Annotated in this window: 22 protein-coding genes; 17 read left to right on the forward strand and 5 right to left on the reverse strand. The window is 65.0% G+C overall.

The window, feature by feature from the left end; translation table 11 throughout:
• The 7 genes from P8R42_25775 (at position 1) to P8R42_25805 (ending at position 9,193) form a co-directional block, all read left to right on the forward strand.
• The gene (locus P8R42_25775; protein MDG2308003.1) at positions 1–1,713 is read left to right on the forward strand and encodes a proline--tRNA ligase; all 1,713 of its coding nucleotides are present in this window, start codon (positions 1–3) and stop codon (positions 1,711–1,713) included.
• A complete protein-coding gene (gene pyrF, locus P8R42_25780) occupies positions 1,710–2,486 on the forward strand; it encodes an orotidine-5'-phosphate decarboxylase (protein MDG2308004.1) in 777 nt (258 codons plus the stop codon). The genes P8R42_25775 and pyrF overlap by 4 nt, the downstream gene beginning before the upstream one ends.
• Positions 2,483–3,838, forward strand: coding sequence for a pitrilysin family protein (locus tag P8R42_25785; GenBank protein MDG2308005.1), 1,356 nt, complete (start codon positions 2,483–2,485; stop codon positions 3,836–3,838). The genes pyrF and P8R42_25785 overlap by 4 nt, the downstream gene beginning before the upstream one ends.
• Positions 3,835–5,178 (forward strand): pitrilysin family protein, encoded by a 1,344-nt coding sequence (locus tag P8R42_25790; GenBank protein ID MDG2308006.1) that lies wholly within the window; start codon positions 3,835–3,837, stop codon positions 5,176–5,178. The genes P8R42_25785 and P8R42_25790 overlap by 4 nt, the downstream gene beginning before the upstream one ends.
• 233 nt (positions 5,179–5,411) lie before the next feature.
• Entirely contained in the window at positions 5,412–7,433 is a 2,022-nt protein-coding gene (gene rpoD, locus P8R42_25795; protein MDG2308007.1) for an RNA polymerase sigma factor RpoD, read from the forward strand.
• Between the two features lie 95 nt (positions 7,434–7,528).
• A complete protein-coding gene (locus P8R42_25800; protein ID MDG2308008.1) occupies positions 7,529–7,726 on the forward strand; it encodes a hypothetical protein in 198 nt (65 codons plus the stop codon).
• A 567-nt stretch (positions 7,727–8,293) separates the two neighbouring features.
• Positions 8,294–9,193 carry a LysR family transcriptional regulator gene (locus P8R42_25805; protein MDG2308009.1) on the forward strand — a complete coding sequence of 300 codons (900 nt, stop codon included), beginning with the start codon at positions 8,294–8,296 and terminating at the stop codon, positions 9,191–9,193.
• Here the strand turns inward: P8R42_25805 and P8R42_25810 are convergent.
• Positions 9,147–9,716 carry a PadR family transcriptional regulator gene (locus tag P8R42_25810; protein MDG2308010.1) on the reverse strand — a complete coding sequence of 190 codons (570 nt, stop codon included), beginning with the start codon at positions 9,714–9,716 and terminating at the stop codon, positions 9,147–9,149. The genes P8R42_25805 and P8R42_25810 overlap by 47 nt on opposite strands.
• Before the next feature lie 51 nt (positions 9,717–9,767).
• Positions 9,768–10,700: an LLM class flavin-dependent oxidoreductase gene (locus P8R42_25815; protein MDG2308011.1), complete on the reverse strand. Its 933-nt coding sequence runs from the start codon at positions 10,698–10,700 to the stop codon at positions 9,768–9,770.
• Positions 10,701–10,840: 140 nt separating this feature from the next.
• On the opposite strand from P8R42_25815, the gene asd reads away from it, so the two are divergent.
• The 8 genes from asd to P8R42_25855 all read left to right on the forward strand — a co-directional run bounded on the left by asd (position 10,841) and on the right by P8R42_25855 (position 19,890).
• Entirely contained in the window at positions 10,841–11,920 is a 1,080-nt protein-coding gene (gene asd / locus P8R42_25820) for an aspartate-semialdehyde dehydrogenase (protein MDG2308012.1), read from the forward strand.
• A 57-nt stretch (positions 11,921–11,977) separates the two neighbouring features.
• Positions 11,978–12,301, forward strand: a complete 324-nt coding sequence (locus P8R42_25825) for an ATP-dependent Clp protease adaptor ClpS (protein MDG2308013.1) — start codon at positions 11,978–11,980, stop codon at positions 12,299–12,301.
• Positions 12,298–14,595 (forward strand): ATP-dependent Clp protease ATP-binding subunit ClpA, encoded by a 2,298-nt coding sequence (clpA, locus tag P8R42_25830; GenBank protein ID MDG2308014.1) that lies wholly within the window; start codon positions 12,298–12,300, stop codon positions 14,593–14,595. The genes P8R42_25825 and clpA overlap by 4 nt, the downstream gene beginning before the upstream one ends.
• Before the next feature lie 34 nt (positions 14,596–14,629).
• Positions 14,630–15,307 (forward strand): hypothetical protein, encoded by a 678-nt coding sequence (locus P8R42_25835; GenBank protein MDG2308015.1) that lies wholly within the window; start codon positions 14,630–14,632, stop codon positions 15,305–15,307.
• An 87-nt stretch (positions 15,308–15,394) separates the two neighbouring features.
• Positions 15,395–17,092 (forward strand): amidohydrolase family protein, encoded by a 1,698-nt coding sequence (locus P8R42_25840; protein MDG2308016.1) that lies wholly within the window; start codon positions 15,395–15,397, stop codon positions 17,090–17,092.
• Positions 17,093–17,221: 129 nt separating this feature from the next.
• Positions 17,222–17,794 carry a sigma-70 family RNA polymerase sigma factor gene (locus P8R42_25845; protein MDG2308017.1) on the forward strand — a complete coding sequence of 191 codons (573 nt, stop codon included), beginning with the start codon at positions 17,222–17,224 and terminating at the stop codon, positions 17,792–17,794.
• Positions 17,791–18,756 (forward strand): anti-sigma factor, encoded by a 966-nt coding sequence (locus P8R42_25850; protein MDG2308018.1) that lies wholly within the window; start codon positions 17,791–17,793, stop codon positions 18,754–18,756. Before P8R42_25845 ends, P8R42_25850 begins: the two co-directional genes overlap by 4 nt.
• Positions 18,757–18,774: 18 nt before the next feature.
• A complete protein-coding gene (locus P8R42_25855; protein MDG2308019.1) occupies positions 18,775–19,890 on the forward strand; it encodes a DUF1214 domain-containing protein in 1,116 nt (371 codons plus the stop codon).
• A 6-nt stretch (positions 19,891–19,896) separates the two neighbouring features.
• Here P8R42_25855 and P8R42_25860 read toward each other — a convergent pair whose 3' ends face one another.
• The 3 genes from P8R42_25860 to P8R42_25870 form a co-directional block, all read right to left on the reverse strand.
• A complete protein-coding gene (locus P8R42_25860) occupies positions 19,897–21,297 on the reverse strand; it encodes an FAD-binding oxidoreductase (GenBank protein MDG2308020.1) in 1,401 nt (466 codons plus the stop codon).
• A complete protein-coding gene (locus P8R42_25865) occupies positions 21,294–22,754 on the reverse strand; it encodes a glycerol-3-phosphate dehydrogenase/oxidase (protein ID MDG2308021.1) in 1,461 nt (486 codons plus the stop codon). The genes P8R42_25860 and P8R42_25865 overlap by 4 nt, the downstream gene beginning before the upstream one ends.
• 65 nt (positions 22,755–22,819) lie before the next feature.
• Positions 22,820–23,215 (reverse strand): metallopeptidase family protein, encoded by a 396-nt coding sequence (locus tag P8R42_25870; protein MDG2308022.1) that lies wholly within the window; start codon positions 23,213–23,215, stop codon positions 22,820–22,822.
• A 344-nt stretch (positions 23,216–23,559) separates the two neighbouring features.
• Between P8R42_25870 and P8R42_25875 the strand changes: the two genes are divergently transcribed.
• Both P8R42_25875 and P8R42_25880 read left to right on the forward strand, forming a co-directional pair.
• Complete coding sequence (locus P8R42_25875) at positions 23,560–24,027, forward strand: VOC family protein (protein MDG2308023.1); 468 nt, start codon at positions 23,560–23,562, stop codon at positions 24,025–24,027.
• A 23-nt stretch (positions 24,028–24,050) separates the two neighbouring features.
• Positions 24,051–24,788, forward strand: a complete 738-nt coding sequence (locus tag P8R42_25880) for a ZIP family metal transporter (GenBank protein MDG2308024.1) — start codon at positions 24,051–24,053, stop codon at positions 24,786–24,788.
• Positions 24,789–24,793 lie beyond the last annotated feature (5 nt).

The following is a 24,793-nucleotide window of genomic DNA, read 5'->3' on the forward strand; positions in this document are numbered from 1 at the left end:
GTGCGATTTTCGTCTCTATTCGCCCCGACGCTGAAGGACGCTCCCACCGACGCGGAGGTCGTGAGCCACAAGCTTCTGGTGCGGGCCGGCATGATCCGTCAGGTCGCCCGGGGCATCTACGACTACCTGCCGCTCGGTCTGCGCGTGCTGCGAAACGTCGAGAACATCGTCCGCGAGGAGATGAATCGGGCCGGTGGCCAGGAACTCTTGATGCCGGCGGTCTGCCCCGCGGAGCTCTGGAAGGAGAGCAAACGCTGGGACCTCTACGGCAAACAGCTACTGCGCATCAAAGACCGCCACGAGCGCGAGTTCTGCCTCGGCCCGACGCACGAGGAAGTGATTACCGACATCGTGCGCAGCGGCGTGCGCTCGTACCGCGACCTCCCGCTGAACCTCTACCAGGTGCAGATGAAGTTCCGTGACGAGATCCGTCCTCGCTTCGGCCTGATGCGCGGTCGCGAATTCCTGATGAAGGACGCGTACTCGTTCCACACGGACAAAGAGGACTGCGAGCGTGAGTACCGCCACATGTACGAGGCCTACGAGCGGATCTTCAACCGCTGCGGCCTCGAATTCCGTGCGGTCGAAGCCGACACCGGCGCGATCGGCGGCACCCTCAGCCACGAATTCCAGGTCCTCGCTGAGTCCGGCGAGGATGCGATCGCTGCATGCGGCAACTGCACTTATGCCGCCAACGTCGAGCTCGCAGCGCTGGGAGAGGGTCCCGGGGATACACTCACCGAAGAGGCGAGCGCCGAGCTTCAGCGGGTCGCCACGCCGAACAAGCGAACGGTCGAGGATGTCTCGTCGTACCTGGAGATTAACGTCGATCGGTTCATCAAGACGCTGATCTTCGAAAAAGATGATGGCACCGCGGTCGCCGCGCTCGTCCGTGGGGATCAGAGCCTGTCCGAGGCCAAGCTCCGGGCCGCGCTCGGCTGCGACTGGATTCGCCTGGCGGACACGCGAACGGTCGAGAAGGTCACAGGCGCCTCCGTCGGCTTCGCCGGTCCAGTCGGACTCGACGCGCCCATCATCGCCGACCATTCCCTTCACGGCATCCGGGGGGCAGCGAGCGGCGCCAACAGCGACGACGAGCATCTCGTCGGCGTCGAGCACGGGCGCGACTTCGGACCCGGCGTGAGGTTCGCCGACCTGCGCGAAGCGACCCAGGGCGACCGTTGCCCGCGCTGCGGCGAGGGAACCTACACGATCCACCGCGGAATCGAGGTCGGGCAGGTCTTCTATCTCGGCACGAAGTACAGCGATGCACTCGGCGCGACCTTCCTCGATTCGCAGGGCAAGGCTTCGTCCATCGAGATGGGCTGCTACGGCATCGGCATCTCGCGCACCCTGGCCGCCGCGGTCGAGCAGAGCCACGACGAGAACGGCATCATCTGGCCGCAGCCGCTCTCGCCGTACCCGGTCGAGATCGTCCCCGTCTCCCTCACCGACGCCGCCGTGGTCGAGACCGCCGAGAAGATCGACGGCGCGCTGCGCGAGAAGGGCTTCGAAGCTCTCGTCGACGACCGCGATGAGCGAGCGGGTGTGAAGTTCAAGGACGCCGACCTCATCGGAATCCCCCTGCGGGTCACCGTCGGGAAGAAGGGGCTCGAGAAGGGAATCGTCGAGCTGAAGCATCGCGCCGACGGAACCGTCGAGGAAATCCCCATCGATGAGGCGCCCGCGCGCCTCGCGGAGAAAATCGGTTGAAGAAAGTCTCGTCGACGCGACCCAGTCCACTCGAGCGCGCCCGTGAGCGCCTCATTTTTCCACTGGACGTCCCGAGCACCGCAGAAGCCGAGGAACTGATCGACGCGCTCTGCGGCGAAGTCGGCATTTTCAAGGTCGGCAAGCAGCTCTTCCTACACGCCGGCCCGAACATCGTGCGCCACTTGCGGGAACGGGGCCAGAACGTCTTCCTCGACCTGAAGTTCCACGACATCCCGCGCACCGTGGCCCGCGCGTCCCTCGAAGCCACCCGCCTGGGGGTGAAGATGTTCACGCTCCACGCCTCAGGATCCTTCGAGATGATGCGCATGACGGCGCAGCAGGTCCACCAGACGTGCCGGCGCGAAGGTCTCGAACGGCCGACGATCCTCGCGGTCACTGTCCTCACCAGCCTCTCCGGCGAGGACCTGAAGATGGTCGGTGTCCGCTCGGGAGTCATGCCTCAGGTCACGCGTCTCGCGAAGCTCGCGCAGGAGGCCGGGATGAACGGAGTCGTGGCGTCCCCACTCGAGATCGAAGCGATCCGCAGAGAATGCGGAAAGCGGCTGACGATCGTCACGCCCGGCATTCGCCCGCTGGACTCCGACGCAGAAGACCAAAAGCGGGTCACGACGCCCGGCGACGCGATCCGCTCCGGGTCGGACTACCTCGTCGTCGGCTCACCTATCCGGAACGCCGACGACCCCATCGTCGCCGCTCGCGAGATCGTCGAAGAAATTGCAGACGCCATGCGTCGTGGGAGAGCCCGCCGATGATTCCTTTCGCCGTCCTGCTCCTGCTCATCGCCTCGCCATCGCTCGGAGCGATGACGTACGGCGAGCAGGTCGTGGAGCGAACCCTCGACAACGGCTTCGAGATGATCCTGCTCGAAGATCACAAGGCACCCGTCGCCGTGATCCAGGTCTGGTACCGGGTCGGCGCCCGCAACGAGCTCCCCGGCACGACCGGGCTGTCCCACATGCTGGAACACATGATGTTCAAGGGGACGACGAAGAACGGACCGGGTGAGTACTCGCGCATCATCTCCCGCAACGGCGGCGACGAAAACGCGTTCACCTCCGACGACGGCACGACCTACTACGCAAAGATCGCGTCCGACCGAATCGACGTCGAACTCGAGCTCGAAGCCGACCGGATGCGGAACCTCATCTTGAACGAGGAGCTGTTCGAACCGGAGCGAAAGGTCGTCATGGAAGAGCGCCGCATGCGCGTCGACGACCAGCCGATCTCCTATCTCTTCGAGACGCTCAGCGCCCTCACGTTCCTGGAGCACCCCTATCGCCAGCCGGTCATCGGCTGGGGGTCCGACATCGAAGGCTGGCGACTCGCCGACCTCCAACGCCAATACGATCAGTACTACCAGCCCAACAACGCGTTCCTCGTCGCCGTCGGCGACTTCGACGCCAAGGAGCTGGGTGACCGCGCCGCCGCGCTCTTCGGACCGATCCCCAGGGGCGCCGACGCCCCCGAGGTTCGCGCCCACGAGCAGCAGCCGCGCGGCGCCGCGCGGGTCACGGTGCGCCGTCCCGCGAAGCTGCCGTTCATCGCGGTCAACTACCGCGTCCCGAACCTGAACCACCCCGACAGCTCGGCGCTCGAGGTGCTCGAAGTCGTACTCAGCGCCGGCAAGAGCTCGCGCCTGTACCGCGACCTCGTCGAAGAGGGGCGCCTCGCTCTCGACGCCGGAGCCAGCTACTCGCGCACCGCGATCGACGACAAGACCTTCACGCTAACCGCACAGGCGCAGCCCGAGATCACGCCCGAGCGGCTCGAGGCGGCACTCCTCTCCCAGGTCGACACCGTCCAGAAGGCCCCGCCGACCGCCGAAGAACTGGCGCGCGCCAAGGCCCAGATCGAGTCGTCCTTCATCTTCTCGCAGGACTCGATGTTCTACCGAGCACTGATCCTCGGGACCTACGAGCTCTCGGGCAACTGGCGCAAGGCCGACGATTACCTGCCCGGTATCCGAAAGGTTTCGGCCGAGGACGTCCAGCGCGTGGCTCAGACGTGGCTCACAGAGAAGAACCGGACGACCGGCACGCTGCTGCCAGCAGCGCCGTCTGCGCCGCCCCAAGCGGCAGAATCGGCGGAGGCGGAAGCGAAATGAACGCACGGAGCACAATTGCCACGTTGACCGTGGCCTCGATTCTCGGCGCCCCCGGCTTCTCCCTCGGAGCCGGCCCCAAGGTCACCCGGATTTCGCTCGACAACGGCATCCGTCTGGTCCTTTCCGAACAACCGGCCGTACCCATCGTCACGATCGACTGCCTGGTCGACGGCGGCACGCGGGTCGACCCGCGCTCCCGACCCGGTCTGGCGGCCCTCACGGGAGCCCTTCTCGAGGAGGGCACCAAGGGACGGTCGGGGCAGGACATCTCCAAGCAGATCGACTCCCTCGGGGGCTCGTTCTCGACCGGGACGGCGAGCGACTGGGTGAGTGTCGGAGCTAGCGTCCTGGCCCGGGATTTCGAAACGGGCCTCGATCTCGTGGCGCGGAGCCTCGAGGAGCCAACGTTCCCCGAGGAAGCCGTCGAACGACTGCGCACCGAGACACTGGGCGAACTCCAGGCGTCGCAAGAGCACCCGGGCTACATCGCGAGCCGCGGCTTCCGCAAAGCCCTGTTCGGCAACGCACCCTACGGACACCCCGCCCACGGAACCGCGGAATCCGTGAAGGCGATCAAGCGTAGCGAGATCGTCGCGTACCACCAGAATTGGATCGTCCCCGAGCGAACGATCTGCGCGATCGTGGGCGACGTGAAACCAGATCGAATGGAACAGCTTGCGCGAAAGAAGCTGGGCTCATGGAAGGGCGGCAAGTCCCCAGCGGAACCCGCCCCGGCCAAGGCCCCACCGGCGACCGACGTGCTCCTCGATATGCCGACGACCCAGGCGAACATCGTAATCGGGCAGATGGGCGTCGACCGCAAGAACCCCGACTTCTTCTCGATTCGACTGATGAATCACATTCTGGGTGGCGGCGGCTTCCAGTCCCGGCTGATGGACACGGTTCGCGACGAGAACGGGCTAGCCTACTCAGTCAGCAGCCGCTTTGGGTCGAACCGGTTTCCGGGCGCGTTTCAGGTGGTGCTTCAGACGAAGGTCCAGAGCGCGAAGGCGGCGATCGATCTCGTGCGCGAAGAGATCCAGAAGATCCATGAGAGCGGCGTCACCGCAGAGGAACTCGAGGCCGCGCGGGACTATCTGACCGGCAACTTCCCGCTGAACCTCGACTCGACGTCCAAGCTGACCGGCTTTCTCGCCCAGATCGAGTACTTCGACCTCGGCGACGACTACATCGAGACGTACGGGGACCGCATCCGAGGCGTCACCGCCAAGGACGTCGGCGACGCAGCGCAGAAATATCTTCATCCCGACGCGCTGGTCCAGATCGTCGTGGGGCCAGAGGCCGATTTGGCGAGCCAGGGACTCGAAACGGCGCCTTGACTGTCTCAAGCAATGGCGCTCGACAGCCGAGAACCCTTACGAAGTGAGTCGCTTGACCTTGACTCCCCTTCCCCCGGCAATTACCGAAGCCCCATCCGGGCCTTGGTGCCTTCGGAGGTAGTAGGAATGTCAACCGCGAGCGTGTCCTGAAGGTCCAGCCCAGGGTGCAAAAACGTCGCAGAAAAGCCCCCGCCCGACCGGCGAAGAAGAAGGCCGCCGCCAAGAAGGCGCCTTTGAAAGCGAAGACTAAGTCTTCTGCCGCCGCGAAGAAGAGTAGCGCGCGAAAAGCCGCGCCGAAGAAGGCAAGTGCGTCGACGCGCACATCTGCCAAGGTAGCGAGCAAAACCGGGAAAGACGACGCCTCGAAGAAGAAGAAGAAGACTTCTTCGAAAGCCTCAGGTCAGGTCGCGCTCGTCTCCGTCGACAAGCGAGACGATCCAAAGCTCAAGAAGCTGATCGATCTGGGCAAGGAACGCGGGTTCCTCACGTCCAATGAGCTCAGCGAAGGGCTGCCGAAGCAGCTCGCGTCGCCCGACGAGATCGACGGCGTGATGTCGATGCTCGGAGAGATGGACATCGAGGTCGTCGAGAGCACCGACGCCGAGGGCGGTGTCGACTTCGCGGCCGACGACAAAGAAGAGACCACCGAGTGGACGGCCGAAGAGCCTGAGACTCCCGAAGCGACGACTCCGGCCAAGCGCACCACGAAGGCCGCGACCGCCACGACCGGGACGACGGCCGACACCTCCGACCCGGTGCGCATGTACCTGCAGGAAATGGGCGGCGTTCCTCTGCTGTCGCGCGAAGAAGAAGTCACGATCGCTAAGAAGATCGAGTCGGGCGAGAACGAGGTCAAAGAGACCATATTCTCGATTCCCCTCGCACTGCAGTACGTCGTGGTGCTGGCCCAGAAGCTCAAGGACGGCGAGCTCAACCCGAACGAAGCGTTCGGAGACGACGACGCCGCCGAAAAGAAGGACGACAGCGACGAGGCTTCAGGCGAGCCCGACGATCGCGACCAGAAGCGCATTGATGCGTTCCTGAAGCATCTCCCCGGACTGAAGAAGCTGGGAACCGAGCGCAGCCGCCTCGAGCTCGCCGGCCGCGGGCGCAAGACGCCCGCCGACACCGCCAAGCTCGACAAGAAGCAGGACGCCCTCGGCGAGAAGATCAAGGCAGCGCTCTACGCGATGCCGCTGAATCGCAAGCACATCGAGGCCGTCGCGGACAAGCTGAAGGAAGCCGTGGGGCTCGTAGAACGCCCGCGCGACCTGATGCGGAACGTGCGACGCCGCACCGGCAAGAGCGAAGAGGATCTCCAGAAACTCCTGCGAAAGGTGAAGACCACCGATCGCTCGAGCGCCACGGCCGTCAGTCGTTCCCTGCGGATCTCGGCCGACGACGTCATCGACCTGGCCGCCAATGTCCGCGAGGGCAAGCAGCACGCACAGCTCGTCGAGCGCGAGGTCGGCATGTCGACCGAGGCGCTGCGCCAGGCGGTGGACCGCCTGCGCCGCGGAGAGTGGAAGGCTTCCGAGGGCAAACGCGCTCTCATCGAGGCGAACCTCCGGCTCGTCGTCTCGATCGCCAAGCGATACACGAACCGCGGTCTCGGCTTCCTGGACCTCATCCAGGAAGGCAACATCGGACTGATGCGCGCGGTCGAGAAGTTCGAGTACCAGCGCGGCTACAAGTTCTCGACGTACGCCACCTGGTGGATCCGGCAGTCGGTCTCGCGCGCCATCGCCGACCAGGCCCGCACGATCCGCATCCCGGTGCACATGATCGAGACGATCAACAAGGTGCTCCGGACCTCGAGGTACCTCGTCCAGCAGCTCGGCCGTGAGCCGACGCCCGACGAAATCGCAACGCAGATGGAAATGCCGGTCGACAAGGTCCGCAAGGTCTTGAAGATCGTGAAGGAGCCGGTCTCTCTCGAAACGCCGATCGGCGACGACGAAGAAAGCGCACTCGGCGACTTCGTCGAGGATCGCCAAAGCGTGTCCCCCGCGGACGCCGCGATGGCGATCAGCCTCGAGGAACAAACCCGCAAAGTGCTTGCGACCCTGACGCCGCGCGAGGAGCAAATCCTACGCATGCGCTTCGGGATCGGCGAGCGATCCGACTTCACTCTGGAGGAAGTCGGACAGCGGTTCGCGGTTACCCGCGAGCGTATCCGGCAGATCGAAGCCAAGGCCCTGCGAAAACTTCGCAACCCGGCCAGGGCCCGATCACTTGAAACCTTTGCTGGATAGCGCATACCTGAAAGTAGGTTTCGGCGTGATCTCCCAGGACGCCCGACCGATGGGGTCGGACGTGGGTGTTGTGTGGTGGTGGCAGGAGGTGTCCCATGGAGAGCAGTCTGGAGAAGGATCTGAGAGAGTGGCGTGAGAACCGTGGCCGCGAGATGGACGCGATGGCCGTCTCACGCGAACAACTCTTCGCGCTCCCGCAGGTCCCGTCCTTCAACAAGGGCGGTCGTCGGGTGCACGTGAACGGACAAGAAGTCGTCGTCGTCAGCAAAGCACGACGACCCCTCCCGTCCTGAGTCGTACCCACCGGTGGCCCATGGGCCGCCGCAAAGAATTGCAGCCGTAGTGGAGCAGCCCCGGTTCCGACCGGAGGCCCCACGTACGGAATCTACCCGGGTCTACGGGTAGACTCGCTGATGCAGCGTCCAGCCGACGCCCGCACTGCCCACACTGCCCGGGCGACTTACAACTGAGTCGGCCGTGGCACACCAGTGTGCCTTGTGTGCCATTCGTGGCGCGCCGCCTGGCACAGTCCCGCCCGGTGTCCGGCCGACTCCACGAAAAGTTGAGCGTTTTCGGGCGCTGCAGGCCTGGCACGAGCCCTGCGATGACCTCTGTCGTCCCCCAAGACACCCCCTGGGCCCTGCCGGTCTCCCCCCTCCCGCCGGCGGGGCCCAACCCCCCTCTCCCCCTCGTTTGCCACTGCGCAGTGTGCCCAACGCCCCTGGAGAGCCAGGCCGCACCTAACCTCAGAATCACGCGTTGCGGGCCGACTAAAGCGTGCTAACGCTAATGGCTAGCTCTCGGATGATTAGGGCGACTCACGTATTAGCCTACCCATTGAGCTCGCCAAACTATTAGCCATGCACATCGAAACCCTGAAGGTCTTCTGCGACCTGGTCGACACCGGCAGTTTTTCGGTGGCGGCAGCACAAAACTTCGTCACCCAGTCGGCCGTCAGCCAGCAGATCCGTACCCTGGAGACGCGCTACGGCCGAAAGCTCGTCGAGCGGGCAAAGCGCCGCGTCCGGCCGACCCCGGCGGGCGAGATCTTCTACGAGATCAGCAAGGACATCGTCTCGCGGTACCACGATCTCGAAGGGCGACTTCAGGCCTTCGCCAACATCGTGGCCGGGACCGTGCGCGTGGCCACCGTTCACTCGGTGGGGCTCTACGAGTTCTCCGAAGAGCTGAAGCGGTACGTCAAAGCGTATCCGAACGTGAACGTCCGGCTCGAGTACAAGAAGTCCAACCAGATCTACGAGGACGTCCTCGCCGGCACTCTGGACGTCGGCGTCATCGCCTACCCGAGCAAGCGCCCGCAGGTGAAGCTGATTCCGTTCCGCGAGGATCGGCTCGTGATGATCTGCAATCCGTCGCACGCGCTAGCGAAGCATCGGTCCGTTTCGATCCGCAAGCTCGATGGGCAGAACTTCGTCGGCTTCGAGAAGGACATTCCGACCCACAAGGCGATCGAGCGCGCACTGCAGAAGCACAACATCCGCGTCCACTACGTGGCCGAGGTCGACAACATCGAAGTCATCAAGCGCATCGTCGAGGTCGGAACGGGCATCTCGATCGCACCGGAGCCGGCCGTTCGACCGGAAGTGCGCAACAAGTCGCTGGTTGCGGTGCCGTTCACCGATGAGCCGTTCGCTCGTCAGCTCGGCATCATTCACAAGGAAGGCCGCCACTTCTCGCCCGCAGCCGAGAAGTTCATCGAGATGCTGACGACGGAGCCCGAGGGCGCCGCACAGACCTGATCTCGCCTGGGGCTCCGTCCTCGACGACGCCCCGCAGGACCCGCAACTCCGCCTCCACATGGCCGAGTTCGCGAAGCCGCAGAAGCCGCGCCAGGGTGCCCTCACCGCCCGGCGAGCGGAGCAGAAGATCGCGGCGGCGCGCCTTGCGCTCGAGGGCCCGTCGCCACGGCCGCAGCTCGATTCGTTTGCCGTTCCGACGTGCGCGATCCACCGTGAACGCGAGATGGAGGCACAAGCTCCGTCGAAGAAGCCCTCCACCGGGCCGTGGGTGATGGAGCCACTGCCTCAGCGAGCGAAGGCCGAGCGCCGTCGGCCAGTAGACCTTTCGCATCCGACCGCGAGCCGCCTCTTCGTGCGACACACCGAGCCAGCCCGCGCGCTCGAGAACCGCGAGAATTCCGTAGATCCTCGCACTGTCGCACGGGCGTGCCACCGGGAGGGCCTCACCGAGCCGAGAGTGAATTGCATACCCATGCGCGCGCATTTCCGACGCGACGGCGAGAACGACGTGCTTGAGCGCCATGGTGCGAGGGTGACGCGTCCTCGTGCCATCCGACAACACTGGGCCCGGGATCTATGTCAGAAGCGGCAGAACGTCGCTTCCGAACAGATCGATCTGCTCTGGACCTCCCCAATCCCCGAACATCACGATGAAGGTCTCGACGCCGATTGCCTGGCGTGCCCGCAGACCCTCCGCGACCTGCTCCGGTGAACCCACGTGGACGTCGCCATCGAACCGCGCAAAGCCGCCCAGGGCGGCGCGGGCGCGATCGGTCTCCCGACGAATCTGCTCGTCGCCTCTCCCGAGGACCACCACGACCTGTTCGGAAACCTCGATCGCCGACGGGTCACGGCCGATCCGCTCACACTCCGCCACGAGCTGATCCCGTTTCGTCCCCAGATCGCGCCAGGCCGGGTTGGGGCAGTTCCAGACATCAGCGTACCGGGCGACCAGAGGCAGAAACCGTTCCCCCGCGCCGCCCAGGAGGACGGGAAGCCGCTCCGGCTTCGGCACCAGCGGCGCGTCGCGGATCGAGTGATGTTTCCCCTCGAAGGTGGCCCGCTCATCGGTCCACAGGCGCCGCAGGATCTCGAGCGTCTCCTCGAGCCGCTCCAGGCGCTCCCGCCCAGAGGGCACCGCGTAGCCGTAGGCGCGGTACTCGTCGTCCATGTAGCCAGCACCGAGCCCGAGGGTCAGCCGAGCGCCCGAAACCTCGGCCAGACTGGCGGCCATTTTCGCAATCAACCCGGGCTGCCGATACGAATGGCACATCACGAGCGGGCCCAGCTCGATCCGCTCAGTCGCCATGGCAAGTGCGGTAAGCGCCGTCCAGACCTCCAGATGGGCGCGGTCGGGCGCGCCGGGGAACCAGAAGTGATCATCGACCCAGCACGATTCGAAGCCGTGACCCTCCACCAGACGGACTCGGGCGAGGAGTTCCTCCCAGGACAGATCCACCAGCGGGAGGAACACGCCACACTTGGGCCGAGCACGGGAATTGGGCATGCGCCAATCCACCCCGTCTCCGAGCGCCTTGCAAGTCGATGGACGTGGAGACGACGACGCGCTCGGGCGTTGACAATGCGCAGGCCGAAACCGAGCATCTGTCGAGCATCGGGCGACTCCACGCCCCCAAGGAGAAGCAATTGGCGGTAGATCGAGAGTTCAACGTCGCAGTGATCGGCGCCACCGGCGTGGCCGGGCAGCAATTCGTCGAGGCCCTGCGCGGACACCCCTGGTTCAAGATAACGGCCGTTGCCGCCTCCCCGCGGTCCGCCGGCAAGAGCCTCGCGGACGCACTGCGCGAGCCGAGCGGCGCCAGCCGCTGGTACTGCGATCAGCCTGCCGACGACGACGTCCTCCGTCTCACGGTCCAGGACGCGGCTGACCTCGATCCGGAAAGCGTCGACATCATCTTCACAGCGATCGAAAGCGACGCCGCCAAACAGCTGGAACCACGCCTCGCGCGCCATCGTCCCGTGTTCTCGACGGCATCCGCGTTTCGCTATGAACCCGACGTTCCCATCATCGTCCCCGGTGTGAACCTCGACCACCTCGACATCGTCGACGCGCAGCGTCGCAATCGAGACTGGAAGGGCTTCGTCGTTCCTCTGCCAAACTGCACCACCGTCGGCCTGGTCGTGACTCTGAAGCCCCTCAGCGACGCATTCGGCCTACGCCGCGTCTTCATGACATCGATGCAGGGTCTCTCCGGCGCCGGCCGGACGCCAGGCGTTCCCGCAATGGACGTGCTCGACAACATTGTGCCGTACATCTCTGGCGAAGAGGAGAAGGTCGCCAAGGAGACCGGCAAGATCCTGGGGTCGGTCACCGATGGTGCGTTCGTCCCGAACGACGTCCCCGTCAGCGCCACGTGCACCCGGGCGAACGTTCTCGAGGGCCACACCGAGGCCGTTCACGTCGAGCTCGAGAAAGAGGCATCGCCTGACGCGGTGCGCGCGGCGTTCGAGGAGTACGGGCGCGAGTTCTGCGCACGCGGCTTGCCCTCCGCACCGGAGCGCTTGATCCAGGTCCACGACGACCCGTACCGCCCACAGCCCCGCCTCGACCGGAACGCCGGCGGCGGCATGACCACCTCGGTCGGCCGGATCCGTCTCGACGAGCAAGGCCTTCGCTACGTCCTGGTGTCCCACAACACCAAAATGGGCGCCGCAAAGGGTGCCGTCCTAGCGGCGGAACACATGGTCGAAAAAGGTGACCTCTGATCGGCAGATCGCCCCTAGCAGCAATCGTGGGGGACGGTTAGGCTTTTAACGCGTTCCATGGCGAGTCCCGAAAAAGGCGACGATACTGCTGTCGTCACTCGGCCAAAGACCGAGAAGAAGGTCCAGCGCCCGCAGCTCTACAAGGTCCTCCTACATAACGATGACTACACGACGCGAGAGTTCGTCGTGTGGGTCCTGGAGATCGTCTTTCACCGAGGCGATACCGAGGCCGTTCAAATCATGATGCACGTGCACAACAACGGAGTCGGCGTTGCGGGGATCTACCCGCACGACGTCGCCGAAGCCAAGGTGCGTCGAGTCACCGAGTTGGCCGAGAAACACGAGTTCCCACTTCTGACGACGATGGAGCCGGAGGAATGACACCTCCTTCGATCACGACCGAACTGCAGACCTCGCTCCGGCAGGCCATCGAGGACGCGCGCAAGAGACGCCACGAGTACCTGACGCTCGAGCACCTTCTGATGGCGCTGCTCGACAATCCGCAGGTCACGCAGATGTTCGCGAGCCTCGAAGTCGACGTCGACGAGGTCCGCAAAGACCTCGACAGCTTCCTCGCCGAGAGCCTCGAAACCGTTCCTCCGACAATCGACTACACGCCGCAGGAGACGCCCGGCATTCAGCGCGTCCTGCAGCGCGCCGCCGTGCACGCCCTCAACGCCGAGCGCAGCGAGATCGACGGCCCCGCCGTCCTCGTCGCGTTCTTCCGCGAACCGAGCTGTCACGCGCTGTACGTTCTCGAGCAGCAAGGGCTGACCCGGCTCGAAGTTCTGCGCTGGGTGTCCCATGGAGCCGAACCCGACGGCGTCGGTGGCGTGAATGCGGAGAAGTCCGACGACGCCCTCTCCGGCCCTGCCGAGGAGCTCTCCCTGGGAGACGACGAAGAGGCACCAGTCCGGGACCCCCTCGAAAATTACACGACGGACCTGCGCGCGAAGGCGACCGCCGGGCTCATCGATCCGCTCATTGGACGAGAAGAAGAGCTCGAGCGAACGGTCCACATCCTCGCTCGGCGCCGCAAGAACAATCCGATCTTCGTCGGCGAACCCGGCGTCGGAAAGACCGCGATCGTCGAGGGCCTGGCGCGACGGATCAGCGACGGAACGGTCCCCCGCTCGCTTACCGACGCGACGATCTACGCCCTCGACATGGGTGCCTTGATTGCCGGAACGAAGTTCCGCGGCCAATTCGAGGAGCGAATCAAGGCCGTCATCAAGGCTCTCGAAGAGAAAGAGGGCGCGATCCTCTTCATCGACGAGATCCACACAATCGTAGGTGCGGGCGCCACAAGCGGTGGCACCATCGACGCATCCAATCTGCTGAAGCCCGCGCTCGCGAGCGGCGAGCTTCGCTGCATCGGCGCCACCACGTACGGCGAATACAAGGCAAGCTTCGGTCGTGACCGCGCACTCGAGCGACGCTTCCAGAAGGTCGACATCCGCGAGCCCTCGATCGAAGAGACGGTCGAGATTCTGAAGGGCCTTCGTCCGAGCTACGAAGAGCATCACGACGTGAAATACACCGACGGCGCGCTCGAAGCGGCCTCCGAGCTCGCCGCGAAGCACATCAACGATCGCCACCTGCCCGACAAGGCGATCGACGTGATCGACGAAGCCGGCGCCGCCGACCGCATCCTCGCGGATGACAAGCGCACGAAGAAGGTCGACACGGCGCAGATCGAATCCATGGTCGCCCGCATCGCGCGGATCCCGGAGAAGAACGTCTCCACGCGCGACCGCGAGCAGCTCGAGCAACTCGATCCCGAGTTGAAAAAGGTCATCTTCGGCCAAGACCACGCGATCGACCAGCTCTCATCGGTGATCAAGATGCAGCGCTCGGGCCTCGGCCATGACGAGCGCCCGATCGGCTCCTTCCTGTTCGCCGGGCCGACCGGCGTCGGAAAGACCGAGCTGGCGCGCCAGCTCGCGAAGACCCTCGGCGTCGAGCTGATTCGCTTCGACATGAGCGAATACATGGAGAAGCACACCGTCTCCCGGCTCATTGGCGCACCGCCGGGATACGTCGGCTTCGATCAGGGCGGTCTTCTCACCGATGGCGTGCGGAAGAACCCCTACGCGGTCATCGTCCTCGACGAGATCGAGAAGGCCCATCCAGACCTGTTCAACGTTCTGCTCCAGGTCATGGACCACGCCACGCTCACGGACAACAACGGCGTCAAAGCCGACTTCCGCAACGTGGTGTTGATCCTCACGACGAACGCCGGCGCCCGCGAGATCAACGCGAACGCTATCGGTTTCACCGGGAAGGAGTCGGCGAGCAACGCGAAGGCTGCGATCGACCGGACGTTCTCTCCCGAGTTCCGAAACCGCCTCGATCAGATCGTCATCTTCGACATGCTCGAGCCCGAAGCGATCGCGAAAGTCGTCGACAAGAATCTGGTAGAGGTTCGCGCGCAGCTGGAAGAGAAGGGCGTCACTCTCGAGCTCACCGCCGCTGCGCGAGCGCACCTCGCGGAGAAGGGCTTCGACCGGCTTTTCGGAGCCCGCCCGATGGCACGACTGATCGAGAAGGAGATCAAGAAGCCACTCGCCGAAGAAATCCTCTTCGGCAAGCTCCGCAATGGCGGTAAGGTGACGGCCGACGTCAAGGACGACGAAGTCGTGCTCACGTTCGACGAAGAGGCCGTCCCCGCCTGATCGGGGACACGACGGCCACACAGGGAGGTCCCCGATGCCCGATACCGACAAGCAATTTGAGCTTCGCCAACTTCTGAAGGCGTATCGGAAGGGCCTTATCTCCGACGAAATCTTCGAAGACCAGATGCGCGAAATCCAGCTCGGGACTAGCCCGAGCGCCGCTCCTGAACCGCCCCCGCCACCCGCCCGCACGTACCGCGTTCGTGACAAGACGTACTCGAGCGAGCGCGACATGGTCATCAGTTTCGTGGACGAGTTTCGCGCCGGGGAGGCCTTCGGCGGCGTGATCTTCTCGCTCTGGACCGAAGTCGCGAAGGACCCGGCGGTGCGCGGTGGCCTGCGTGCCGTCTGCGAACGCGAAGCGATGCACGGCCGCGTCCTGGCCGCTCGTCTGAACGAACTCGGCGCCCAACCGAGAGCAAACCTGCCAGAGAGCTTCCGCGAGCAAGCCCGCGCGCGCCTCGGCTCCCAAGACGTCTCGGATGCCGACAAGGTCTCGGACTTCTTGAAGCAAATCCCGGACGCCGAGGCGGCCGTTGCGCCGATCCGCGAGGTCCTCGGTCAGATCGAGGATGACCTCGAAACCTGTGCACTGCTCGCCGCGATCCTCGAGGATGAACTCGCGACGATTCGCTGGTTTCACCAGATCGGAGAAGACCTCGGAGTGTCCACGAACGACGCATCGACTGCACCGGAAGCCTCCGCACCGTAGCGCCCCCGGTTCCGACCAGATGACCCGTTCGCCCTCGGCTTACCCGGGCGCGATCTGCTAAGTTTCGAGCCTCACAGGAGGCTCACAATGCACGACCTGATCATCCGCAACGGCACCATCGTCGACGGCACCGGCCGCGAACGATTCTCCGGGGACATCGCCATCGACGACGGCACGCTGACTGAAGTCGGCGAGGTCTCCGGCAAGGGGAGGCGTGAGCTCGACGCGCATGGCCAGGTCGTCGCGCCAGGCTGGGTCGACATCCACACGCACTACGACGGTCAGGTTACCTGGGATCCGATGATGACGCCGTCGAGCTGGCACGGCGTCACGACCGTCGTGATGGGCAACTGTGGCGTCGGTTTCGCGCCGGTGCGACCGGGGCAGCAAGACTTCCTGATCGAGTTGATGGAAGGCGTCGAGGACATCCCCGGAACCGCGCTGCACGAGGGCATCGACTGGCAATGGGAGTCGTTCCCCGAATACCTCGATGCGCTCGAGAAGATGCCGCGCGTTCTCGACGTGGCGACGCAGGTGCCGCACTGCTCCATCCGGGCGTACGTGCTCGGCGAGCGCGCGCACGATCTCGAAGTGACCGAAGCCGAGATCGCCGAGATGGCAGACCTCACACTCGAGGCGCTACGCGCGGGAGCGTTCGGGTTCACGACCTCGAGGACGATCCTGCATCGCTCGGTTCACGGCCTCGTTCCAGGCACGTACTCGAAACCAGAAGAGTTACTCGCTCTGGGCCAAGCCCTCGGCAAGGCCGGCCACGGCGTGTTCGAGATGGTCGCGGACTCCCTCGGAGGCGGTGCCGACGAAGAGTGGATCCGGAAGTTCTGCCGCGAGACCGGACGCCCGATCACGTTCGCCCTGGCACAGAACCCGGCCAATCCCACCGCGTACCGAGACACGCTCGAGCGCGCCGCGCAGATGGAATCCGTCGGCGAGCACATCGTCCCCCAGGTCCCCTGTCGTCCTACGGGAATGCTCTATGGGCTCCAGAGTTCGTTTCATCCGCTGATCGCGCACCCGACCTTCATCAAACTCGGCAGCCTGCCGCTCGAAGAGCGGGTGCAGAAGCTGCGCAGTCCGGACGTCCGCGCGAAGCTCCTCTCCGAGAAGACGATGATCCAGGATCCCGTCGCACTGGGACTCCTCTCCAACTGGGCGCAGATCTTCCCGCTCGGTGATCCGCCGAACTACGAGCCACCGGCCGAGGCCAGCGTTGCAGCGGTCGCGGAACGCGAAGGCAAGCAGCCCGAAGAGGTGATCCTCGACTGGATGCTCGAGCGCGACGGCAAACAGCTCCTTTTCGCCCCGCTCCTCAACTACGTCGACTGCGACTTCGAGGCGCTGCGCGAGATGATGATGCACCCCCGGAGCGTGATCGGCCTCTCGGACGGCGGAGCCCACTGTGGGCTGATCTGCGATGCCAGCATGCCGACGTTCCTGCTCACCCACTGGGTACGCGACCGGAAGCGCGGCGAGCGGATCCCGCTCGAACAGGCGGTTCGTCTCCAGACCGGCAACACCGCTGCGGTCTACGGCCTGAACGACCGAGGCACGCTCGTCCCGGGGAAGAAGGCCGACGTGAACATCATCGATCTCGACGCACTGCATCTGCACGCGCCGGAGATGGTGTTCGATCTTCCGGCCTCCGGGCGCCGCCTCATCCAACGGGTCGAGGGCTACACCGCGACCGTCGTGGGCGGGCAGGTGACCTTCGAAGGCGGAGAGGCCACAGGAACACTGCCCGGGAAGCTCGTCCGCGCGCCGAGCTGAGCCACCCAGGGAGATCCGATCTCGGATGGGCCGCGCACGGAAAGTACGAGCAGCCGTGCGCGGGTGTGGCGTTTCCGGTCCGAGCCGGGATAGAACACCCTTTCGATTCTGAGAGAGGTCCGTTCCAACTTGTCCGAGACGGCTCCCAAGTCCGATGACAGCGCGCTGGTTGCCCAAGTGGCCGGCGGCGACCCACAAGCGCTCCGCTACCTCTACGAGCGCTGCAGCGGTCGTGCGTTCACCGTCGCTCATGGCGTCCTGGTGAATCGGGGAGAAGCCCAAGACGTGGTCCAGGAGACATTCCTGCAGGTCTGGCGACAAGCGAAGCGCTTCGATGCTCGGCGCGGTGGGGCGATGGCGTGGATCGTCACGATCGCGCGCTCCCGAGCCATCGACCGGCTGCGCGCCCGCGGCGCGGCCGATCGCACCGTCGCTTCGGCCCGCGCCCAACCCCCGAATGCGCCGTCGCCGAGCGAAGCGGCCGAGCACACCGAGTTGCGCGAGCGCGTGGCCGGTGCCCTCGCAGAACTTCCGACCGAACAACGTCGCGCCCTCGAGCTCGCCTACTTTCGGGGACTGTCCCAAGCCGAGATCGCTCACGAGTTGGGCGACCCGCTCAGCACCGTGAAGACTCGCGTGCGCCTCGGGATCGGCAAGCTCGCGGCCCTGCTCGGGCCATCGATCATCGGAGAAGTCTCGTGAAGTGCGCCGAGTTCAAAGAGAACGTCGCGGCCTTCGCGCTCGACGCGTTGACCGAGCAAGAGCGTAACGCCTGCGACGCCCATCTGGCCGAGACCGGCCCACACGACGGCTGCGAGAATGAGCTTCGCCAGGCCTACGAGACCACCGCGCTGATCGGCGCCGCCCTCCCTCCCGGCAACGCCGGTGAGCACGTTTGGACGGCAATCGAGAGTAAGCTCGAGCTCCCCACCAAAGGCGTCGAAGGGGCCGCGACGGAGCGTCCTTCCAGCAGGAGCAAAGGCTCGAACCGTGAACGCTCGGGCAGAGTCACGCGACAGGGCGAACGGCCGGGGCTCGGTCTCCGCGAGGGCCTGGCCTGGGGATTGGCGATCGCCGCAACCGTCGCGGGGCTCGCCTTGATGAACACGCGGCGAAGCGATCAGAACCGGATCGCCGGCCTCGAGCAGCGTCTCGCGATCACAGACCGCGCACGAATCTCCGCGGAAGAACGGGGCGCGGCGACGCGCGGCGAGTTCGAAGTCCGCCTTCGCAACACCGGCGGTCAGTGGCAGACCTGCCTCGACGACCTCAAGAGCGCCATGGTGTCCCTCGACGAGCGAGACCGTGCGCTTCGTCTGATGGGCGCCCCCGAAACGCTGCTGATCCAACTCGCCGCACAGGGCGACGTTCCCTATCGCGCGAGCGCACTGATGAACGCTCCGAAAGGCGAGGCCATGCTGCTCTCGAGCGCCCTCGCTCCGCAGGCCGGGAAGGCCTACCAGCTGTGGCTGATCCGCGGAGACGAGAAGATCTCCGCCGGATTGCTCGCCGACGACGCAGAGGCGGCCGCGAGTCTCGCCCACATAGACCCCGCACTCCTGATCAACGGAGCCCCCGACGCCATCGCCGTCACCGTCGAGCCAACCGGCGGCATGCCACAACCGACTGGACCGATCGTGCTCCTGAGCAAGGTCGGCGCCTGAGCCTGGAGCCCAGATTCAATGATCGAAAGTAAAAGCCGCACCGCCCTCCACGGACTGATCGATTCCCTGACCGAGATCGATCAGCGCTTCCTCAGCGAAGAATGGATGATGGGGTCGGCCGAAGACGTCGCCGAAGCAACCCGCGCCGCGATGCATCTTCTGCAGTGCGGACTCGTCGGGTGGTTCGAAGAAGATCCGGAGCACCCAAGCTTCCGGCGCATCGTCACGCCCACTCGGAAGTTCATGGGCGACAACGCCGATGCGGTCTATTACGAGGCCCCGATTCGTCCCGGGCTTCGGTACCGCGTGCGCGGCAACATCTCCGGTGCGGTCTACGTTTCTCTCACGATCGAGGGCGGCAGCAGCGACGGTACGTTCGGCGGACAAACGTGCGGCGTCATCAACGACACGGAGTTCGATACCGCCGCGGACGGTTCATTCGAGATCTACTTCGGCGGTGAGAAGCGCGACCGCAACTGGCTTCCGATTGCACCCGAAGGCCATCGACTCACCACGCGGCACTACTTCGAAGAAGAGGAGTGCCGCGCGGCGAGCACCATCCCCGGCGTGGAACTCGCGATCGAGGTGCTGGACAAAGTCGGCCCGCCGGCTCCGTACAACGATGAGTCCGTTGCGGCCGGGCTCGACAAAGTCCGCAACCTGCTCCACTCGCGCACGCTCGGCATGGGGGTTCCCGGCACCCGCGATCAACCCCCCTTCGTGTCCAGCACACCCAACGAATTCGTGCAGCCGATCAAACCAGGCCAGTTCGCGCTCGCCGCAGCGGACGCGGCCTATTCGATGAGCATGTGCATGCTGCAGCCGGACGAGGCGCTGGTGATGACGGGTCGGTGGCCGGACTGTCGCTGCGCCAACATCTCCCTGTGGAACCGCCACATGCAGACGTTCGACTACGCCAACCGCGGCGTTTCACTGAACCGCAAGCAGACGAAGTTAGAAGACGACGGCAGCTTTCGGATGATCATCGCGCACCAGGATCCCGGCGTCTCGAACTGGATCGACACCGAGGGACGCGGGTTCAGCATGGTCTTCTGGCGCTTTATGCTGCCGAGCGGCGAGATCGAGACGCCACAGGCGAAGGTCGTGCCGTTCGCGGAGATCGCCGCGAAGTAACGCGCCCTAGAGCAGCACCCCGGGATTCATGATCCCGTTGGGATCGAGGGCTTTCTTCACACTTCGGAGAACCTCGATTCCCGTGTCGCCGAGTTCGCGCGGCAGAAAATCACGACGGATGCGGCCGATGCCGTGGTGATGCGCGATACTGCCGCCGCACGCGATCGTCGCTTCCATCGCGGCTCCCCAAGCATCGGTGTACAGCCGCTCCTGGTCTTTCTCTTCCTTGGATGACCCGACGAACGTGAAGTAGATGTTCACTCCCGTGGTGTAGCCGTGCGACGTGTGGCCGCTCGCCACGAGGACACCCGGAACGGCTTCGATCGCCGCCGTCACCTTGCCGTGCAGCTCTTCGATTCGATCCCAGGTCGCCGAGACCTCGATCGTGTCGACGACGAGACCATTCCCCAGAAGCTCGTCCCATGAAGGGACGTGATTGCGATTACCGAGCCAATGCTGGAGAGGCGCGTCACCGAGAACCTCGCCCCCTCGGCTCGTGCACGCAGTAAGCGCCGCGTCGAGCTCGAGATCGAGCGCAGCGCGCATCGCTTCGGTTCCCTCGCTCATCACGAGCAGGAGGGGCTCGCGCTCGGGGAACCACTCCCCAAAGTTCCGCTGCGCCTCAATGCCGTCGTAGAGGCGCAGTACTGCGGGACGCCACCCGGCCTGCAGAAGCTCGCGAGTGATACCCAACCCGTCGTTCCAGGATTTCAGCCGGGCCGCGAAACCCGCCTTCACCGCCGGCTTCGGCGAGAGTTTGAAGTCGATCTCGGTGACGATGCCCAGCGTGCCTTCGGAACCGAGAATGATCTCGCGAATGTCCGGCCCCGTCGCCGCGCGAGGCGCCGGAAACGTGTTGATGACCCGTCCACCCGGAAGCACCACCTCGAGTGCGAGGACCAAGTCCTCGATGTTGCCGTAGCGCGTCGAGAGCTGGCCCGAGGCGCGCGTCGCGATCCAACCACCGACCGTCGATACACCGATCGACTGGGGGAAATGACCCAGCGTGAATCCCTGTTCACCGAAAAGCCGCTCGCACTCGGCGCCGTTCAAGCCGGCCTGAACCTTCGCCGTGCACGCAACCGCGTTCAGATTCACGAGGCCGTTCATGCGCGAGAGGTCGACGACCAGAGCATCGCCCCCCGGCCGGACCGCGCCGCATACGCCCGACCCGAGTCCGTAGGGCACGATGGCCGTGCGTTCGTCATCGGCGATCTCGAGGATCCTGGAGACTTCTGCGGTCGACTCCGGGAAGACGACTGCCGGAGGTGGCTCCGTCGGGTTTCCGGCGACATCGTGAATCGCCTCGAGGGCCCAGTAATCGTGCGCGTGTCCGCGTCGCGTTTCTTCATCACGCACAACGCGGCCGGACGGCAGTGCGTTCTCGAGCAGTTCGATCGTCTTCATTTGGATCCCTCTCGCCATGCGACGTCGTCTGCGATGCGCGCCCGATAGGATGCGACCTCGCTCTCCCGACGCTCGTCGTTCCAGCCGGCGCGTTTGCCAACGATCTCCGCCACACTTTCCACGTCCCCGAGACCGTTGTCCTTCGCGAAAAGATTCGCGCGAACGCGGCGCTCGAGGACATCGGTGACCGTCAGAGCACACTCGTCTTCGATCGCCGCATCGATGTCGCCGACGTCGACGGTCGAGCGAGCCATCGCGGCTGCGTTCCCGTCTTCGACGAGCGGAACCTGCGCGGTTCGGCAGGCTTCCGCCGAGCGGCCGATTCGCTCGATCACCTGGTCGACTACACGCTCGCCCATCTGGCGGTACGTCGTGAGCTTTCCGCCGCCAATGGAGAGCAGACCGTTGGGCTCGATGAGGATCTCGTCGCGACGAGAGATCTCCGACGGCGACTTCCCCGCCTGCGCCACGAGCGGTCGAACGCCCGCCCACGCCCCCCGGATGTCGTCGTCGCAAATACGCGCTTCCGGCCACGTCGTGTTCGTCGCGTGGAGTAGGTAGTCTACATCCTCCCGCGTGATCGCCGGCCGCTCCTCCGGCTTCGGATAAAACGTGTCCGTCGTCCCGATCCAGACGATGTCGCCGTGGGGAACGACGAACGCCATGCGGCGATCCTCTGCGTACATCACGACAATGTCGTCCACCGGCAGGCGCTCGCGGGGGATCACCAGATGAATGCCCTTCGTCAGCTGGATGCGCGCGGTGCAGTCACCGCCGAGATTTCGCACCTCATCCACCCACGGCCCCGCCGCGTTCACCACGACCGAAGCTTCGATCGATGCTTCCTTGCCCGAAAGCTCGTCTCGCACGCGAACCCGAAGCCCGTTCGACGAGGAACTCCCACCGTTCCCGGACATCGCGCTGCTGATCTCTTCGATGTTCACCGCGGGTGCGTAGTTCGCAACGAGTGCGCCGTGGCGTTTGGCGGATTTGAGCGTCTCGAGCGTGAGCCGGGCGTCGTCGGTGATGTACTCAGTGTAGACAGCCGCGCCTTGGAGGCGGTCCGGCTCAAGCCCGCCGATGTGCGAGAGCAGCTCGTCGCGCTTCCAAATCTCGTGACGATCTTCGGCCTCGATCTTCGCCATCTTCTCGAAGCTCCACATCCCTGCACGAAGCTTCACGAGACCTGCCGCCGTGCGACCGTGCACCGGCACGACCATCCGTGCGCTGAGGGCCAGGTGGGGTGCGATCTCCGTCAGGCAGCGACGCTCGCGGGCGGCTTCGATCACGAGGGAAATATCCCCCTGCGCGAGGTACCGGAGGCCGCCGTGAATCAGCTTGGAGGACCGGCTCGACGTGCCCGACGCGAAGTCGCCGCGCTCCACGAGCCCCACCCGCAATCCACGCATCGCCGCATCGCGAGCGATCCCCGCACCGGTGATTCCGCCACCGATCACCAGCAGCTCCAGGGGAGCTCGCCCGAGTTCGGTCAGGTCGTTCTCTCTAGTCTCGATCGAGAAGCTCAGTAGCCCATCTCTCCCAGACGATCGTCATCGAAGCCGAAGAAGTGGCCGACCTCATGCACGACAGTGCGTCGAATCTCACGGCAAAGGTGATAGTCGTCCGTGAAATCCTCAGACAAGGGAAAGTAGTAGATCACAATCCGGTCGGGCAAGGCCGCATGCAGGCCGTCCCGCTCGCCCAGAGGCGTCCCGTGATAGAGGCCATAGAGGGAGTCGAGCTCCGGGTCGAGACCGAGATCGAGCAAGGTCTCCTCGTCGGGCTCGTCTTCCACGAAGACCGCGACGTTCTCCAGATGTTTGGCAAGCGCTAGCGGAATCGTATCCAGAGCCTCTGCGACGATCTTCTGAAAGCGCTGGCGCGTGACCCACGGCTCTGGATGGGGAGATCGCGCCATGGCGGTGGTTTAGCACAATGCGGCGATATCTCGCCGGATTCTCGAATGGCTATGCGCCATGGGGGGCTAGACAGCGCGCAATTTCGAACCCGCCGTGGCACCAGAGTTGCAGAGTCGTACATGCACTCCCGAGGAGGTTGAGGAGGATGCGGTGGGGGGACAACTCGGGATGTCGTCCGGACGGCGCGCAGAGGGCTTGCTGCAGCTGCGTGGCAAAAACGGGTTTGTGGGGTGTGGGGTGGGTGTCTCTCTGCCGCCGTCCCCGGACGATGCTGTAGCGCGTAGGAATGCGGCCCTGAGAGGGGCCGCTTGCGCGCAAATGGGGCGTTCGCGACAGTAAGCGGATGTCGGAACGACCCTTCTCGATTCTCGGACTCCAACAAATCGCCGTCGGCAGCACTGACAAGAACAATCTTCGTCGGCTGTGGATCGACATGCTCGGCCTGGACCTCCACGGCAATTTCCGCAGTGAAAAGGAAAACGTCGACGAGGACATCGCGGTGACGGGAACCGGCGTGCACCAGGTCGAGGTCGACCTCATGCAGCCGATCGATCCCGAAAAGCGCCCCAAGGTCCACGATCCCGCCCTGAATCACATCGGACTCTGGGTGGACGATCTCGCCAATGCCGTGGCGTGGCTCGAAGGCGAGGGGGTTCGGTTCACCCCGGGCGGCATTCGGAAGGGCGCCGCCGGCCACGACGTCTGTTTCATCCACCCCAAGGGAAATGAACAGTCCCCGATCGGAGGCGAAGGCGTCCTGATCGAGCTGGTCCAGGCCCCGGCCGACGTCATCGCGGCACACGCGGGCTAGAGCGCCCTTCTTCAGGCCAGACCATGCAGGGGCTCCTCGTGACCGGGCTCGCCGGCGCGATCACTTTCGGCGGTGGACTGATCGCACTCCGCACCCAGGTGCACCGCGGGGCGGTCTACGCGTTCTGCGCGGGTGCGCTGATCGGAACGGCCCTGCTGGCGCTCATTCCCGAGGCGCTGGAGTTGGCCGCGGGAGCAGGGCACGACCCGCACTCGCTGCTGATCTCCACAGTCGTCGGCTTCTTCGTGTTTTACGTCCTCGAGAACCTCCCCCATCGCGAGGCGTCCCACCCCGACGTCCTTCATCACCACCATGGGCACCCCACGGGACTCTGGGCCGCGGCCGGGCTCGCGGTGCATAGCTTCATCGACGGCGTGGCCATCGGCGAGGCCTTCGATGCGACGTCCGGCTTGGGTTGGTCGCTCGCGCTCGGCATCACGCTGCACAAGTTCGCTGATGGCGTGAGTGTCACCGGGGTCATGCAGGGAACCCAGCAGAGCCACCGCGCGACGATCGGAATGCTGACGTTCGCCGCCTTGGCGCCACTCGCCGGCGTGCTCGTCGGTCCGATGCTCGAAATCTCTTCCGGTGTGCGCTTCTTGCTGCTCGGATGGTTCGCAGGCGTGTTCTTGTATCTCGGCGCGACGAGTCTTCTCCCGGCCGCGCATGAAGCCGGCGGCTCGCGCTGGCTCACCGCCTACGCGATCAGTGGAGCCTTCTTCATCTATGTCGGGCAGGTTTTGAGCGGCCACCTCGGCTGAGCGAC

It is taken from the genome of Candidatus Binatia bacterium (genome assembly GCA_029243485.1).
Lineage (GTDB): Bacteria > Desulfobacterota > Binatia > UBA12015 > UBA12015 > VGTG01.